Source organism: Thalassospira lucentensis, from assembly GCF_032921865.1.
Classification (GTDB): Bacteria; Pseudomonadota; Alphaproteobacteria; order Rhodospirillales; family Thalassospiraceae; genus Thalassospira; species Thalassospira lucentensis_A.
Window position 1 is genome coordinate 1,396,095 of the sequence record NZ_CP136684.1, and the last position, 16,109, is coordinate 1,412,203.

General features: G+C 55.9%; 16 protein-coding genes. 7 read left to right on the forward strand and 9 right to left on the reverse strand.

Annotated elements, in window-relative coordinates:
- From R1T41_RS06955 to R1T41_RS06970, 4 genes are all read right to left on the reverse strand, one after another.
- On the reverse strand, window positions 1-846 hold the full coding sequence (locus R1T41_RS06955; RefSeq protein WP_223304904.1) for an ABC transporter permease: 846 nt from the start codon (window positions 844-846) through the stop codon (window positions 1-3).
- Between the two features lie 97 nt (window positions 847-943).
- Window positions 944-2,260: a PotD/PotF family extracellular solute-binding protein gene (locus R1T41_RS06960; RefSeq protein ID WP_062950322.1), complete on the reverse strand. Its 1,317-nt coding sequence runs from the start codon at window positions 2,258-2,260 to the stop codon at window positions 944-946.
- A 27-nt stretch (window positions 2,261-2,287) separates the two neighbouring features.
- Window positions 2,288-3,373 (reverse strand): ABC transporter ATP-binding protein, encoded by a 1,086-nt coding sequence (locus tag R1T41_RS06965; RefSeq protein WP_037988293.1) that lies wholly within the window; start codon window positions 3,371-3,373, stop codon window positions 2,288-2,290.
- Between the two features lie 29 nt (window positions 3,374-3,402).
- On the reverse strand, window positions 3,403-3,696 hold the full coding sequence (locus R1T41_RS06970; protein ID WP_317340846.1) for a hypothetical protein: 294 nt from the start codon (window positions 3,694-3,696) through the stop codon (window positions 3,403-3,405).
- Between R1T41_RS06970 and R1T41_RS06975 the strand changes: the two genes are divergently transcribed.
- Entirely contained in the window at window positions 3,689-4,420 is a 732-nt protein-coding gene (locus R1T41_RS06975; protein WP_062950318.1) for a GntR family transcriptional regulator, read from the forward strand. The two genes, R1T41_RS06970 and R1T41_RS06975, sit on opposite strands and share 8 nt — an antisense overlap.
- Before the next feature lie 551 nt (window positions 4,421-4,971).
- Complete coding sequence (locus R1T41_RS06980) at window positions 4,972-6,549, forward strand: aldehyde dehydrogenase (NADP(+)) (RefSeq protein ID WP_062960476.1); 1,578 nt, start codon at window positions 4,972-4,974, stop codon at window positions 6,547-6,549.
- Window positions 6,550-6,650: 101 nt separating this feature from the next.
- Here R1T41_RS06980 and chrA read toward each other — a convergent pair whose 3' ends face one another.
- The 3 genes from chrA to R1T41_RS06995 all read right to left on the reverse strand — a co-directional run bounded on the left by chrA (window position 6,651) and on the right by R1T41_RS06995 (window position 10,005).
- Complete coding sequence (gene chrA / locus R1T41_RS06985; RefSeq protein WP_317340850.1) at window positions 6,651-8,018, reverse strand: chromate efflux transporter; 1,368 nt, start codon at window positions 8,016-8,018, stop codon at window positions 6,651-6,653.
- Window position 8,019: 1 nt separating this feature from the next.
- On the reverse strand, window positions 8,020-8,838 hold the full coding sequence (locus tag R1T41_RS06990; protein ID WP_317340852.1) for a sulfurtransferase/chromate resistance protein: 819 nt from the start codon (window positions 8,836-8,838) through the stop codon (window positions 8,020-8,022).
- Between the two features lie 717 nt (window positions 8,839-9,555).
- On the reverse strand, window positions 9,556-10,005 hold the full coding sequence (locus tag R1T41_RS06995; RefSeq protein WP_317340854.1) for a PaaI family thioesterase: 450 nt from the start codon (window positions 10,003-10,005) through the stop codon (window positions 9,556-9,558).
- Between the two features lie 234 nt (window positions 10,006-10,239).
- On the opposite strand from R1T41_RS06995, the gene R1T41_RS07000 reads away from it, so the two are divergent.
- Window positions 10,240-10,416: a hypothetical protein gene (locus R1T41_RS07000; protein ID WP_156484574.1), complete on the forward strand. Its 177-nt coding sequence runs from the start codon at window positions 10,240-10,242 to the stop codon at window positions 10,414-10,416.
- A 100-nt stretch (window positions 10,417-10,516) separates the two neighbouring features.
- The gene (locus R1T41_RS07005; protein ID WP_062950306.1) at window positions 10,517-11,449 is read left to right on the forward strand and encodes a LysR family transcriptional regulator; all 933 of its coding nucleotides are present in this window, start codon (window positions 10,517-10,519) and stop codon (window positions 11,447-11,449) included.
- Between the two features lie 15 nt (window positions 11,450-11,464).
- Here R1T41_RS07005 and R1T41_RS07010 read toward each other — a convergent pair whose 3' ends face one another.
- Together R1T41_RS07010 and R1T41_RS07015 are read right to left on the reverse strand one after the other, a co-directional pair.
- Window positions 11,465-12,265: a CbiX/SirB N-terminal domain-containing protein gene (locus tag R1T41_RS07010; protein ID WP_317340856.1), complete on the reverse strand. Its 801-nt coding sequence runs from the start codon at window positions 12,263-12,265 to the stop codon at window positions 11,465-11,467.
- 79 nt (window positions 12,266-12,344) lie between these two features.
- Entirely contained in the window at window positions 12,345-13,256 is a 912-nt protein-coding gene (locus R1T41_RS07015; protein ID WP_317340858.1) for a LysR family transcriptional regulator, read from the reverse strand.
- Between the two features lie 138 nt (window positions 13,257-13,394).
- On the opposite strand from R1T41_RS07015, the gene R1T41_RS07020 reads away from it, so the two are divergent.
- The 3 genes from R1T41_RS07020 to R1T41_RS07030 all read left to right on the forward strand — a co-directional run bounded on the left by R1T41_RS07020 (window position 13,395) and on the right by R1T41_RS07030 (window position 16,080).
- Window positions 13,395-14,096: a pirin family protein gene (locus R1T41_RS07020; protein WP_062960472.1), complete on the forward strand. Its 702-nt coding sequence runs from the start codon at window positions 13,395-13,397 to the stop codon at window positions 14,094-14,096.
- Between the two features lie 38 nt (window positions 14,097-14,134).
- The gene (locus tag R1T41_RS07025; RefSeq protein WP_097051765.1) at window positions 14,135-14,605 is read left to right on the forward strand and encodes a DoxX family protein; all 471 of its coding nucleotides are present in this window, start codon (window positions 14,135-14,137) and stop codon (window positions 14,603-14,605) included.
- A gap of 251 nt (window positions 14,606-14,856) precedes the next feature.
- Window positions 14,857-16,080 carry a response regulator gene (locus R1T41_RS07030; RefSeq protein WP_317340860.1) on the forward strand — a complete coding sequence of 408 codons (1,224 nt, stop codon included), beginning with the start codon at window positions 14,857-14,859 and terminating at the stop codon, window positions 16,078-16,080.
- The last annotated feature ends 29 nt before the right edge of the window (window positions 16,081-16,109 follow it).

A 16,109-nucleotide genomic window follows, 5' to 3' on the forward strand; every position in this document is an offset into this window, starting at 1 on the left:
TCAAAGCTCCTTCCTGATATCAACCATGCGCAGCAACGCCGTCACGATCAAAAGCACGGTCACCAGAAGCACCACCGCACTGGCCGCCGCCGCCGGATATTGCAGCAACCCGATCTCATTGGAAATCTGAAGCCCGACCGACGCACTCTGCCCGCCACTCATTAACCGCACCGTGATGAAATCGCCCATCACGACCGTGATGACAAAGATCGAACCGATTGCAATGCCGGGCTTCGATAGCGGCACAATCACATGCCGCAGGGTTTCAAACCCCGATGCCCCGGCATCACGCGCCGCCTCGATCAGGGAACGGTCAATGCGCATCATCGAATTGAAAATCGGCACCACCATAAACAGGGTGTAAAGATGCACATCCGCCAGAACGACCGCAAAATCCGAAAACAGCAGGAATTCAAGCGGCTCATCGACAATCCCCAGCCCCATCAGGGCCGAATTCAAAAGCCCGTTGCGCCCCAGAAACGGAATCCACGAAATCATGCGAATGATGTTCGACGTCCAGAACGGGATCGTGCACAACATGAACAGGACAATCTGCCATGTCAGGCTGCGCACATGGAACGCCAGGAAATAGGCAACCGTAAACCCGATCAGAAGGGTAAAGCCCCAGGTCAGGGCGGCATATTTGAACGTATTAAGGTAAATCTGCCAGGTTACTGAAGACCCCAGCAGGTATTTGTAATTTTCAAAAATGAAGTCGGGCAGAATGCGGTATTCGTCATAATCCCAGAAACTGACGACAATAATCGTCAGCAACGGCACGACCAGAAAGATCGCAAAGATCAGCGCCATCGGCGAGATCAGGAAATACGACGATCGTTTGGACATATCAAACGCCATTGTCTGCCCTTTGAACCGGAAAAATCATCAGGGAAATCAGGATATCGGGCGCAACCGAAGCTGCGCCCGACCGAATTGAAACGCCTTATGCGGCGATGAATTCGTTCCACTTGCGGACCATGTGCTTGTTCTCGTCCATGACAGAGTTCCAGCACGCAACCGATCCCATGCGTTCCTCGTACGAACCGCCATCGCGAACCGCACCGGCCTTTTCCATGACCTTGCCATCCGGGCTAAGGATATCGCCCTGGGCTTCCTTGCCTTCCATCCAGAAGCCCCATTCGTCTTCGGACATGAATTTCTGTGCGGTTGCCGGGGCTGCGCTGTAATAACCCTGACGGTTAAGATACGCCCCGACCCAGCCCGACAGGTACCAGTCGATATATTCATACGCCGCCTCAAGTTCGAGGCCGGTAAGATGCTTGGCAAGACCAATGCCGCCACCCCATGCACGATACCCTTCCTTAAGCGGCTGGTATTTGCACGCGATGCCCTTGGAACGAACCGCCGCAACCGCCGGTGACCACATCGACTGGATCACGACTTCGCCCGATGCCATCAGGTTGACCGACTCATCGAAGCTCTTCCAGAAGGCGCGGAACTGACCGGCTTTCTTGGCATCGATCATGATCGCAATCGTCTTGTCGATTTCTTCCTGGGTCATGTTGCCCTTGTCACCATAGGTAACCTCGCCCATGGCTTCGCAAACCATGGCCGCATCCATGATCCCGATGGACGGAATGTTCAGGATCGATGCCTTGCCCTTGAAGGCCGGATCAAGCAAATCGGCCCAGCTATTGATCGGGCGTTCGATCAGGTCCGGACGAATGCCCAGCGTATCGGCATTGTAAATCGTCGGGACAAGGGTCATCCACTGGGTCGGCGCAGATGCAAATTCGACACTGTCGGCACCTTCGACGAAGCCAACCGTGTGCGGGGCGGTGCCCTGTGCGATCTCGGAATCCGGGGTCAGTTTGCCGTCAATGAACAGCTTGGAGATATACTGATAGTTTTTAAGCTTGGTGGTATCCATCGGCTGCATGGTGCCCGCCGGGAAGACCTTCTTACAGATCCAGTATTCGATATCGGCAATATCAAACGATTTCGGCTGGGTGACCGCACGCTGCGCAACCGCATCGGAATCAAGGGCGGTCATCTGAAGCGTGAAACCAAGGTCTTCCTTAACCTTGTCGGCAACCGCATTGATGTTTGAAACACCCGTACCGAACTGGCGCAACGTCACATCCTTGATGTTCTGCGCCCAGATGGTCGGGAAACCGGTGATCGCACCTGAACCAATCGCGACACCGGCAGTCGCAGCCGCACCCTTAACAAAGCCGCGGCGGGTGACTTCCTTGGTCGAAAGCAGGTTTTTCGTCGTTTTGGAATTGTCGGTCGTCATGTGAAGCTCCTGATAAATGATGTTTTTTTAGGCCAGAACATGCGCGTGTTCGGGTTTCCAGTAGGCGATGAACTTTTCCTTCCGGCGCACGGGCGCCTGCCGAAATTCACTTTCGGTCTTCATCAGGGTGATTTCCTTGCCGTCATTGGTCGTCGCCACAATCCGCACCCAAAGGCCGAGATACTCGACCGTTGTGATTTCGACGGGAATCTGACCGTTTTCGGCATCACCGGGCGCTGTTTCACCCAGTCCGATCAGGTCGGTACGAATTGTGAATTCAAGATCCTCGCCCGTGGCACCATCGCCATATCCGGGCAGGAAGAAACTATCGGGACCACGGGTCAGAAGCGTGCCCGCCGGGCTGCTTTCCGAAACCGTTCCCTTGAAGATGTTCTGACCGCCCATGAAATTGGCGATGAAGCGCGAACGCGGCTTGTTGAATATTTCCTCGGGCGTGCCTTTCTGGCGAATGACACCGTCTTCCATCACAACCACCATGTCCGAAAGCGCAAGCGCCTCGTCCTGGGCGTGGGTGACATGGACAAACGTGATGCCAAGCTCCTGCTGAAGGCGACGCAATTCATCGCGCATCCGCGCCCGCAGGAACGGATCAAGGGCCGAAAGCGGCTCGTCCAGCAACAGGACGGAGGGCTGCGTGATTAGTGCGCGCGCAAGCGCGATGCGCTGCTGCTGCCCACCCGAAAGCTGATCGGGCTTGCGATCTGCAAACTTTTCCATATGGACACGCGCCAGCATTTCCTTGGCCCGTTCGTTGCGCTCAGCCGGGGAAATGCCCTGCATCCGCAGGCCGAACGCGACATTTTCCATGCAGGTCATATGCGGGAACAACGCATAATTCTGGAACATCATGGCCGTGCCGCGCTTGACCGGCGGAAGCTCGGTCACATTGCGATCCCCGATCAGAAGATCACCTTCGCTGATCACCTCATGCCCGGCGATCATGCGCAATGTCGTGGTTTTGCCGCAGCCGGATGGACCAATCAGGCAGCAATAGGCCCCTGCCGGTATCTTGAGGTCGATCGATTTGACTGCGATGGTACTGCCGTAATGCTTACTGACAGCGATCAACTCAATGGCCCCGTTACCCTTCATGCGCCCACCCGTTACTGCATGCAAAATTGTTAACAATCCATATTTTTGATTGTAGGCAAATTGCATGCCATTTTCAGGATCGGCAGTTTTGCGGGACGTTCACCCGAAACCATAGGGCGACGAAACCGGCCAATGCCCGATTCATACGCAACTTGTGCGCAATTTTTGCACAGCAGCATTCTTTTGATTAAACCGAAGGCAAAGCCGTTGCGACTCATCCAAAACGATTGCCGCATTTTTTTGTTTTGCAGATCGTCAACAATTTTGTAGAAAAGAATTGACCCCTCGAATGAACAACCGGAAAGATGCGCCGCGATGGCCAACCCCGCACAGCCCACACCCTATAAAGGCAGCGGTAAACTTCGCCCGGAAGAATTGATCTATCAGGAAATGCTGGGTGCCATTCTTGACCGGCGGCTGGAGCCGGGCATGAAACTGATCGAAGAAGATCTTGCCAAAACATTCTCGGTCAGCCGTGCCCGCATCCGCGCCACCTTCTTACAGCTCGCCCATGACAAGCTGATCAATCTGGTCCCCAATCGCGGGGCCTTCATCGCCGAACCCACCATAGACGAAGCCATCGAAGTCTTTTCCGCCCGCCGCATGATCGAAGACGGCGTGGTTCGCAAAATCGCCGCCAAGATGACGCCCGACCGCGCAAACCAGATCCGCGAACATCTGGAACGCGAACATCAGGCCCATCACGCAGGCGACCACCGTGCCGCCATCATTCTTTCGGGGGAATTCCACCTGTTGCTGGCCCGTCTTGCCGGCAACCTGGTGATCGAGGAATTTCTGGAACGCCTGATCCTGCGAAGCTCCCTGATCATTGCGATGTATGAAAGCCCGCAACCGGTAGATTGCTCCCACTCGGAACATGAAACGCTTTTAAACGCCCTTCTGGGCGGCGATCCGGACGCGGCAGCCGCCGAAATGGCCAAACATCTTGATGCCATTCGCGACCGGTTGCAGCTTCAACGCCCCAAACCGGCCAAAACCGATTTCGCCAGCATCTTTGGCCGAAATCCCAAATCGGTCGCCAGCTAATCCGGCGTCATCCGCCGGGATTTCCCAACGTCGGCTAATCGTCATCGGTCGTTATGACGCCGCACATCATGCAATTCCCTTTTTGGCAGACCGGTAATCTTTCGCTGCCATGCGCGACACGGGCATACACGCCCGCAGGCTACTGACACAGCATTCCCAACCAGATCGTCATTCCCGCGACGGCGGGAATCCAGTCTCTTTCAATCGAGTATGAATTCCGGGTCTGCGCGCCGCTGCGCCCGAAATGACGATTTTGATCCATTCCAGGCTTTGTCAATAATCTGAATTCTGGCGGGCATCCACGCCCGAGGCTTTCTCTGACCAATTACAATTGTATAAATTATCCAATAATGCTTAACTGTTTGAATCTCTGCTGGCAGCTGCTGACGGCATTTTTGTCATATAATATGATATTTACATCCCATCCCCGATTTCTTAAGCTGCCGCCGAATAAAACCGCGTAAATCGGGCGTTGCAGGATTACCGAAATCCACCGCCCAACCCTTTGCACGGTATCATCATACAAACACGCCAACCCCACAGGAGGCTCCATGCTGAATGGACAGCACTATATTGCAGGCGAATGGCTGAACGGTCCGGATGTGTTTCAGGCCGATAACCCGTCGACCGGCGAAAAACTGCCAACAAAGTTCCAGCACGGCACCGAGGAACTGGTGGATCAGGCGGTTCAGGCGGCAAATGCCTGTGCCGAAGAATTTGCGGCGATGCTGCCGGCCAAACGCGCGGCCTTCCTGCGCGCGATTGCCGATGAAATCGATGCACGCGGCGATGAAATCACCGAAATCGGCAATCTCGAATCTGCCCTGCCCGCTGCACGCCTGACTGGCGAGCGCGGCCGCACCGTCGGTCAGTTGCGCTTCTTTGCCGACTGGATCGAAGAAGGATCATGGTTCGAAGCCCGCATTGAAACCGCCCAGCCTGATCGTCAGCCCCTGCCAAAGCCCGACATCCGCGTCATGCACAAGGCCCTTGGCCCGGTGGGTGTGTTCGGCGCGTCAAACTTCCCGCTGGCATTTTCGACTGCGGGCGGTGACACCGCATCGGCACTGGCCGCCGGTTGCCCGGTCGTGTTCAAGGGCCACGCTGCCCACCCCGGCACGTCCGAAGTCGTTGCCAAGGCCATCGAAGCCGCGGTTAAAAAAACCGGCATGCCCAAAGGCGTGTTCAGCCTGATCCATGGCGGCACCCGCAAGGTCGGTCAGGCGCTGGTCGCCCATCCGCTGATCAAGGCGGTTGGCTTCACCGGTTCGACCGGTGGCGGTCGTGCGCTGTTTGATATTGCCGTTTCCCGCCCGGAACCGATCCCGTTCTACGGCGAACTCGGCAGCAACAACCCGGTCTTCCTGATGCCCAAAGCAATGGGTGCCAAGGCCGTTGAAATCGCCAAGGGCTGGGTCGGATCGCTCACCATGGGTGTTGGCCAGTTCTGCACCAATCCGGGTCTTTTGATCGCCCTGAAGGGTGCCGACCTTGACGCCTTTGTTGAAACTGCTGCCGCCGAACTGGGTCAGGTTGGCGGTGCCGCCATGCTGACCGACCGCGTTTCAAGCGCCTATCATCATGTCACCGATGCGATGGCCGGTCACGCCAAGGTAACCTGCGCGCTTAAACGCCGCGACAGCGACGGCCCGTTCGAAGGCAGCCCGGCAATCTTCCGCACCACCGCTGCCGACTGGCAGGCCAACCCGGAACTGGCCGAGGAAATGTTCGGCCCGGCCGGCATCATTGTCGAATGTGACACGCCCGAGGAAATGGTTGCCCTGTCGGCAACCCTGATCGGGCAGTTGACCGCAACCATCCACATGATTGACGCCGATGCCGAACTGGCCGGGAAACTGCGCCCCGCCCTTGAAAAATGTGCCGGCCGCATCCTGATCAATGGCTGGCCGACCGGGGTCGAGGTCTGCCATTCCATGGTTCATGGCGGCCCCTATCCGGCAAGCACGGATTCCCGTGCAACATCCGTTGGGTCGCTCGCGATCAAACGCTTCATCCGCCCGGTCTCCTATCAGGCCTTCCCGGATGCATTGCTGCCCGAAGCCCTCAAGGACGCAAACCCGCTCAACATCCCGCGCCTTGTAAACGGCAAATGGCAGATGCCGAAATAAAGATCGCACTTACGGAAGAATAAAAGGGCGCGACCATGTACTGGTCGCACCCTTATCTGTTTCTGGACCGGATTTGAAAATACGATCCTGTTCCACCGCGATCAGGCGATACCCGTCAATCTGGCCGCAACACCCAGTCCGGCACATAGCAGCAGCACCTGAATAGTGCCCATTCCCCGCCAGAGAACCGCCAGAAGTGCGGTCACGGTCAGTGCTGCCGCTGCCAGGTTTACCGACGAAAGAACCGGGATCAGCAGATCCAGTCCAGGTGCATCAAGCGGTTTGACTTCGGCAAACACCACATGAAGCCCGAACCATACCGCAAGGTTAAGGATGACCCCGACCACCGCGGCAGTAATTGCACTAAGTGCAGCTGTCAGGTTCTGGTTATTGCGCAGCCTTTCAATGAAAGGTGCACCAAGGAATATCCACAGGAAACAGGGCGTGAAAGTGACCCAGGTTGTCAGCAAACCGCCAAGAGTCGCTGCCATCAGCGGCGGCAGGGTGCCCGCATCGCGCAACGCCCCCATGAAACCGACAAACTGTGTCACCATGATCAGCGGCCCCGGTGTGGTTTCAGCCATGCTTAAGCCATCAAGCATTTCACCTGCCGCCAGCCAACCGAAATTCTGCACCGCTTCCTGTGCGACATAGGCCAGAACCGCATAGGCCCCGCCAAAGGTCACCACTGCCATCACACTGAAGAACCCGGCGATCTGGCTAAAGACATGGGCCGGGCCAAGCGCAAGAAACAGCGCCCCAACCGGCACCAGCCAAAGGCCAAGCAGGATCGCTGAAACGCGAAAGGCCCAGGCCCGATTGACCTGTGTATGGTCCGGGGATTCTTCACCCAGCAGGGTGTCGGCATCGGCAACCTGAACTGCACCGATTTTCCCATGTCCACCGCCACTGCGAAATGCCGCAATATTCCGGCGTGCCGCAACATAACCTATCATTCCGGCGACAAGAATGATCACGGGAAAAGGAACCCCGAAGGCAAAGATCGCAACAAAGGCCGCAACCGCAATCGAGATCATCGCACTGTTTTTAAGCGCCCGCTTGCCGATCCGGTAAACGGCCTGGGCGACAATTGCCAGAACCGCTGCTTTAAGACCAAAGAAAAATGCCTCGACAATCCCCACATTGCCCCAGATCGCATAGACCCAGCTAAGCGCCATGATCGCGACCACACCGGGCAGCACGAACAAGACACCGGCAATCACACCGCCAAGGGTCCGATGCATTAGCCAGCCGATATAAACGGCCAGCTGCTGTGCCTCGGGACCGGGTAACAGCATGCAATAGTTAAGGGCATGGAGAAACCGCTTCTCGCCAAGCCATTTGCGCTCTTCGACCAGAATTTGATGCATCAGGGCAATCTGGCCCGCAGGCCCCCCGAAACTCAAAAGACCGATCCGCGCCCAGACCTTGAAGGCTTCGCTCAGGGTCGGATAATCAGATGATCGCATGTCATACCTGTGGCTTGTTGGTTGGCCAGTTGTGGTTTTCATGCGTGGCGTCACGCGCCCAGCGATAGAACGAATCATATAGCAGCATACCGGCGTCAAGTTGCTCAAGATCGTCGGAATACATGCGAGATAATCCAAGTGACGCTGCCAGAAGCCCGGCCGATTCCGGGGCGAGATCAAGGCGGGCGGTATCCGCCCCGCGCACAATCAGGGCAAGCCGGTCAAGGGCCGGTATAGACAAACCAAATTCCGCCAGCATCACATCGAAACTGCACAATTCGTCACGATGGCTCCAGAACACGCCTTCGATGTCAAACGGTACCGCCTGATAACGCTCTGCCACACCCAGAACTTCTGCCGGGGCGACAAACAGAATAACGGCACGCGAATCAAGAAACCGCCGGATCAACCAAGGACAAGCAATGCGGTCAATTTTCGGACGTGATCGTGTTACCCAGACTGTCCGTCCCTGAGAATCGCGCGCGGGCAGCTTCTCCGGGCGAATTACCGGATGTCCGTTTGATACCCAGTCTTCAAAGCCGCCTTCCAGGTATTCCGATGGACAACCTTCCGCACGCAGCCATGCCGCGGTTCCCTGACTGCGTTTATGTCCGGCCTGACAGATCACAATGGAACTTGTCCCGGCGATGCGTGATGCCAGTTCAGACAAGGCAGTATCGTCCACCCGGATCGCACCGGGTATCAGACGCGGATCGGCATTGAAGTCTTCGTCGGATCGAACATCAAGAAGCAGTGACACGCGGGGCGTACCGATGATTTTGGAAAGTTTGTCGCTGGAAATCGCGTTGGGCGCAGGCATATGCGTTCCTCCTTTGCAGGCTTGAATTGGAACGCGATCTTTAGCTGGCGCCTCGTGGGGAGTTCGCGTTTCCCCATAGACCTAGAAAACGCGAAGCCATGGAAATAGTCAAGACCAAAGCAAAATCGATCAGATCGCCGGTTTGCCCGGCGGCGGGACAAAACTCGGGCCTCCAGCAACCGTCGCCAACGGACCATCATCGGGCTCTCTGCCGCCTCGGCGTCCAGACAAACCTCGGGCGTTCGCCATCTTCACCAGCAGACGGACTTCGGGCATACTGACCCCAACCTGTCCACCACCGACGGGCCGCAATCCGATGCCGCCACTACTGCCATTGCTGCCTCTTTCGGCAAATCCGGGGTCCATTCCCCGACAAGACGCACCTCTCCTGTCATGACAAACAAGCGTGTTAAAAGCGTGCTAGAACCGGCGCGGAACACCGCCGTAATGGCTCCGCCATCCGCCGACCCGTGTCCTGCGGATTGCCCCGCTGCCCTGCCTCAATCCTTGCCGCTGCATCCTAACCCCCTCTTTGATCCGGCCCCAAACGCAAAAACCCGCGAGGCTCAGGGCCTTGCGGGTTTCGGTCCGGGTGCATTTCTCCCGTTGACTTTATCTTTATGCCACAAACAAAAGAACAAATCAAGAACTTTTTTGGAAAGCTTTACATAGCGTCAAAGGCCGCCCCCCAGGGGCCGTCCTGTATTTTCATAGACCCTATGCGTCGCGGGGCACCCCGTTCGGGTCCTCGCTACCGCGATGGTATTTGAAGGTGCCGGTCGCGGTTGCGATCACCTCGCCCGCCGCGTTATAGGCGGTGGCTTCGGTAAAGACGATCTTGCGCCCGCCGCCCTGTTTGCGCCCCTCAACCCGCACCGTGCCGCCGGTTGCCATCCCGATGAAATTGGTCGTCAGTGACAGGGTCAGCGATTTGCGGACATTCCCCGGAACGGCACAGTAACAGACGGCACAGCCCGATGCCGTATCCATCAGGGTCGCAATCACGCCCCCATGCAGGATGCCCGCACGATTGCGGTGATGATCCCTGATTTCAAGCTCGACCACCGCACGGTCTTCTTCCCATTCAACAATCCGATAGCCCAGATAAGCCTGAAGCCCGCTACCATGCGCCTGTTCCCAGGCAAGATTGTCATCCACATCACTCATGTCGCCGACCTTTGCGTAAATCCTGTTTGCCAAGCTATAGCAGATAAATCCAACATTTTGGACCATGCGAGTTTGGCAATGTATTGTGCATTGCGATATAAATTAATCAATTAATATCAATTACTTATATCTATCGTTCTCCAAACAAGAACGGGATAGCGGTGAAACGAGAATAGTGGGTTCAAACGGCGTCTGGTACATCTGAAATCACCCCAGACGCAAAGGAACCTACCCATGGCAACGCTTGCACTTAAAGACACCACCACCATCGAACGCGAAGTTCGCGTCAACTGGTTCACCAACCTTGTTCATGCTCTTCAGGTCGCCGTGATCATGAAAGCGTCGAAAGCACGCACCCATGATGAACTGATGACCGAATGGAACAATGCATGGCGTCAGGTCGAGGGCTAATTCGCCCTCTCTGACCCTGCGGGTTTGAGGATTGGCATCCAAAAGATGCTGACAATTCATCGCCCTTGACGGTTTCAACCAAACAACCGAAAACGGTTGAATGCAAAAGTTTGATATCGTCACGATCCGGTTGTTTGTCGCCATTGTGCGCGCCGGAAGCATCAATGAAGCCGCCCGGCGCGAACATATCGCGACATCGGCTGTAAGTCGCCGCATCGGTGAACTTGAAGCCATGCTTGGCGTCAAGCTGCTGCGCCGTCTGCCCCGCGGTGTCGAACCGACGGAAGAAGGTGCGATTTTCGCGCGCTACGGCGAAAAGCTTCTGGGTGATCTTAATCACCTGTCAAACGAGCTGCGCGATTTCAATAGTGGTGAAAAGGGCAAGATCTATCTTGCTGCCGTAACTTCGGCGATCCTCACCGGACTGCCTGCTTTTCTGGCCGATTTTCAACGTGATTTTCCCGATGTAACCGTCGATGTCCGTGAACTGACATCGCGCGAGTCCTCTGATGCGGTGCGCGAAGGCCGTGCCGATCTGGCGATCATGGCCGATAACGGCCCCTGTCAGGGTTTGTCGAACCACGTCTTTTGCGACGATCCGATCTGGGTCGTTACCCCCAAGGGCCATCCGCTGATCCCCGACCAATCCAACCCGGCCCCGGTTACCTTTGCCGAAGCCGCAAAATACGACATCATTTCCCTGCATGAAGGCGGCGTTATCGATGACCTGATCAGCGAGGCCGCCGGAAAACTGCATCACGACATGCACCCGCATATCAAGGTCATGCGTTTTGGATCCTTGCGCCAGATGATCGCAGCCGGACTTGGTATTGGCTTCCTGCGGCAAAGCTCGGTTGCCGGTTACATTGATCACATGAATATTTCCGGCGCACCGATTGCCGATAGCTGGGCCAAACGCCAGTTGCTGATCGTGCATGACGGTGAGGATACCCTCACCAGTTCCGCCAAAATCTTCCGCGATTATCTGCTTAAAAAGGCATCCGAAACCAAGGTCAAACCCGGTCTTGGCTGAACGGGTCGCATGGCGTTAAATCAATCCTGCACCACTTTCGACCCGGCTTTTGGCTATCGGGCGATGCAGCCCCTTTGATCGATCAGGCCTATGACGCACAAACCTTGCTGCCTCTGCCAAAATCAGATCAGGCAATTCCGCCCATTCGCCAATCGGAGCGAGTATTTCAATCGTCTCGCCCGGTTGTGCCGCAATCATTTCCGGTAAATCCGTACAGGCATGCATGCCACCGCCTGCGAGCATCGGCACAATCAGCGCATGCTTGCGTGACCCGACTGTTCGCCAGTCCCGCAGTGACGGATCACCTTCGATATTGCCGATGCAAATCTCGCTTCCGGCGCAGGCGCTGCCAAGTTCTTTGGCAAATCTGACGGTTTCCGGCAGTGGCTCGGTCAGGGTTTTCAGACCATGCGGCACCAGAAATACCGATGTTTCCGAACCATCCCAGCCGCGCCGCAACAGGGCGGCCTGAACATGGCGGGCAACCATGGCCGTAAAACCCGGCAGGTTGATTGCAGGCGGCAGGATAACCGCACGATCAAGTCCGGCATCGCGCAAATTGCGCGGCAGTTCCTCGAAAACCAGATATCCTTCACTGAAAAACAACGGAAAGACGATCAGATCGTCTGCCTCGTGATCGCGCTTCAGCTTTGCCAGTTGATCGGGAACCGACGGTGTACTGCGCATATAGCCATGGCGTACCGGCCCTGCCCAATGATCACGCACGGCATCCGCCAGCGCCGCCGCAGGATCGCCGCCATTGCCGCTGTTACCATGTGACACCATCATCAGGGTCGGCATGCCAAAACTCGTCATATCCATGTACCACCAGGGCCTGATCAAAACCTAATAACTGGTACGTGGACTGCAAGGGTTCGGATTTCCCGCCCCCTCTTTATTGCACCAGATCCCAGTGGGGCTGACCGCCAAAACGGTCATAAATAAAATCGACCAAAAGCCGGATACGTGCCGATAATTGTCGGCTGGGCGGATAAAGCAGATACAGAAACAGTTCCGGCGGGCTGTAATCACACAAAACACTGACCAGATTGCCACTTTGCAAATCCGGCCCGGCAATGAAGGTTGGCAATAATGCCAGACCCAGGTCGGCAAGTGCCGCATCGCGCAGAACTTCGGCATTGTTGCAGCAGAAAACGCCATTCACCTGCACGGAAACCGGCCCCTCTGGGCCGTTCATCTTCCAGCTCGAACCGGCTGGCAGGCTGCCATAGTGCAAACATGGCAAAGTCGCAAGATCACGCGGAGATTCCGGTTCGCCATGCTTTCGGATGAAGTCCGGTGAAGCACACAAAACCCGGTTCATCGGAATGATTTCATGATCAATCAGTGCCAGTGTTTCACTGGGCTGACTGATCCGCACAGTCATGTCATACCCGTCCGCGACCGGGTCGATAAAACGGTCAGATAGAGCAAGTTCAACCCGGATATCGGGGTATTGGCGGGCAAAATCAACCAGTGCAGGCCCCAGATGCAGCGTGCCAAATGACATCGGCGCATTGATGCGCATATCGCCCGATGGCGTTTCGCGGTTTTCGCGAATGGCTTCTTCTGCTTCATGCAGATCGGCAAGCACGGCTTTGGCCCGGTCATAAAAAGCCCGGCCGCTTGGCGTGACGGCGACCTGGCGCGTCGTGCGGTTCAGAAGCTGCACCCCCAAATCTTCCTCAAGCGCAATGACCGCCCGGTTAACCTGGGATCGTGATTGACCAATCGCACGCGCCGCCGCAGCAAAACTGCCTTCATCGACAACTTTTACAAAGGTTTGCAAGCTTCCAAGCTTGTCCATCCAAGGGCTCCGCCATGCCTAGATCTGTTTTATTGTCGCTAATTATGCGACAGTATGCACATTATTACGATAATTGTCACTTTTTGCGAAAAGCGTATTCTGGCTCCAACAAACGACACCCCAGCGATGGAGACCAACATGATTACCAAGATCGAATCCGCAGACCGTGGCCGCGCCCAGTTTGGCTGGCTTGACTCCCATCACACTTTTTCCTTCGGTCACTATTACGATCCGAAACGGATGGGTTGGGGTCCGCTGCGCGTGATTAACGAAGACCGGGTTATCCCCGGTGCCGGTTTTGACACTCACGGCCACAAGGATATGGAAATCATTTCCTATGTGCTTGATGGCGCGCTTGAACACAAAGACAGCCTTGGCACCGGTTCCGTTATCCGCCCGGGCCGCCTGCAGCGCATGACGGCCGGAACCGGCATCCGTCATTCGGAATACAACCATTCGAAAGAAAACCCGGTGCACTTCCTGCAGATTTGGGTCATTCCAGAAGCAGCGAACCTCGAACCGGGTTACGAGGAAAAGGAAATCGCACGTTCCGATACGGGTTCGGGCCTGTCACTGATCGGCAGCCGCACCGGCCGGGATGGATCGATCACCATTCATCAGGATGTTGATCTTTACGTTGCCCATCTGGGTGAAGGTGAAACAGCATCCCATAAAATCGAACCGGGCCGAATTGCTTGGGTTCAGGTAGCGCGCGGCATGCTGAGCGTGAATGGCGAAACCCTGAAGGCCGGCGATGGTGCCGCCATCCGGGACGAAGACGAACTGATTTTCAGCGACGCAACCGAAGCTGAAGCCCTTGTTTTTGACATGGTCGCCTGAACCGGTCTTCTGGTCCGACTTTTCGATGGAGAATGAATATGTCATCTCTTGCAAACACCAAACCGCGTACGGTCATCCCGGCCCTTGGCAATCTCTGGGCGGCACTTGAACCCCTGTCACCCGTGATCGTTCGCGTCACCACCGGCCTTCTTCTGATGCCGCACGGTGCCCAGAAACTGTTTGGTGCCTTTGGCGGCTATGGCCTTGAAGGCACCGCTGGCTGGCTTGAAAGCATCGGCTTTGCACCGGGTCTGCTTTTTGCACTGCTGATCGGGCTTCTGGAATTCGTCGGTGGTCTGATGCTGACCATCGGTCTGCTGACCCGCCCGGTGGCTGCTGCTGTAATTGCCTTCATGGCGGTTGCCATTACCATTCACCTGCCAAACGGTTATGCGTGGAACAATGCCGGGTTTGAAATGCCACTTTTCTGGGGCCTGATGGCGCTTTCGATCTTGATCCGTGGCGGCGGCAAATACTCGGTAGATCGCAAGATCGGTGTCGAATTCTGATCCTGCTCGCCCTAACGCAATGATCTTCCCCTCTTCGCTTTCAACGACTCTGGGCTGCCTTCATCGGCAGCCAATTTTTGTTTATCTCCCCGCGGATGAATCTCTGGCACGCTACACCTGCATGATCATATTGACCTGCTTTGTGATCCAGAATCCGTCTTCGCGGGTAAGGCATTTGTATTGTCAAAATCCTGCAACGCTGTCAGCCTGAAGGCAGCCATCAGCCGACCTTTCCCGAAAAGGATGCCGGGATGCCAGAAAACGTTTCAGTCCTCTTCGTTGATGACGATCCCAATGTGCTTAGCGGATTGCGTCGCCGCATCATGTCAAAACGGCCCGATTGGAAACTGCGTTTTTGCACCAGTGGCGCCGAAGCCCTCAAGAATCTTGACCTGCAAGGGGCTGATGTCATTGTTTCGGACATGCGGATGCCCGAAATGGACGGGGCTGAATTGCTGCGCACCGTAGCACGAAAATATCCTGATACGGCCCGCATCCTGCTTTCGGGTTATTCCGATGAAAAGACCATCCAGTCCGGCAGTGCGGCAACCCATCATTTTCTGATGAAACCGTGCAGCGATCAGGATGTCATCCACGCCATTGAACGCGGTCTGATCCTGCGCAACTATCTGCGTGATCCTCTGCTGATCGATATCCTGTATCGCATGTCGGCCACACTTCTCTGGCCGCCGGTTTTTCAAAGGCTGCATACGATCCTGCAACACAAGGGACAAAGCAGCGAGAAAGAGTTGCGGGAATTCAGCCGCGACAAACCCGGTTTTATCGACCTTGCCCATGAACTTGCACGCCGTGAAAAACTTATCCTGCCAACAGATACGCCCGATTTGGTTACCCTGATCGACCTGTTCGGACCGGAAAGCATCAAGGCATTATGTGTCATATGGGCCGTACATGGCCAGCAGACCGGATTCACCTTGGACAATATAGAACAGGCCATTCATCGCAGCCTCGTTCTTGGCCAGATGTCTGCCGAGATCGCCCGTCTCGACGGCTTGTCTCACGAGACTATCGATATTGTCCGCGCCGCAGCAATCCTGTGCCATATCGGATTAAACATCATGGAACAGGTGATCCCGGAAAAGGTTGCCGCAAGCCGTGATCATGCAGATCGGGATCACTGCGACATCATCTCAGCAGAAGTCGGTTCAATCGGTGTTTCTCATCCCGGTGTTTCGGCCTGCCTCGCAGCCCTTTGGGGCTTCAAGCATGAGGTTATCGAAGACATTGCTTTTCATCATCGCCCGGAAGCTGCACCAACACAGAATTCCAGATCTTTGCTGATTGTCTATGCCGCACAGCATTTTGCCCGAAAGTTTGGTCGGGACAGCGATGATCGCACATCCAAATATGACCGCGCCGCGAGTTTCATTGCCCGTTGCAATGCCCAACAGAAATGGGCCTCGTGGGAACAACATTGTGCGTCACTTCGCGACAGCCTCCCCGTGGCAATATGATCCTCATATCGCAGTGCGACAGCGATCCG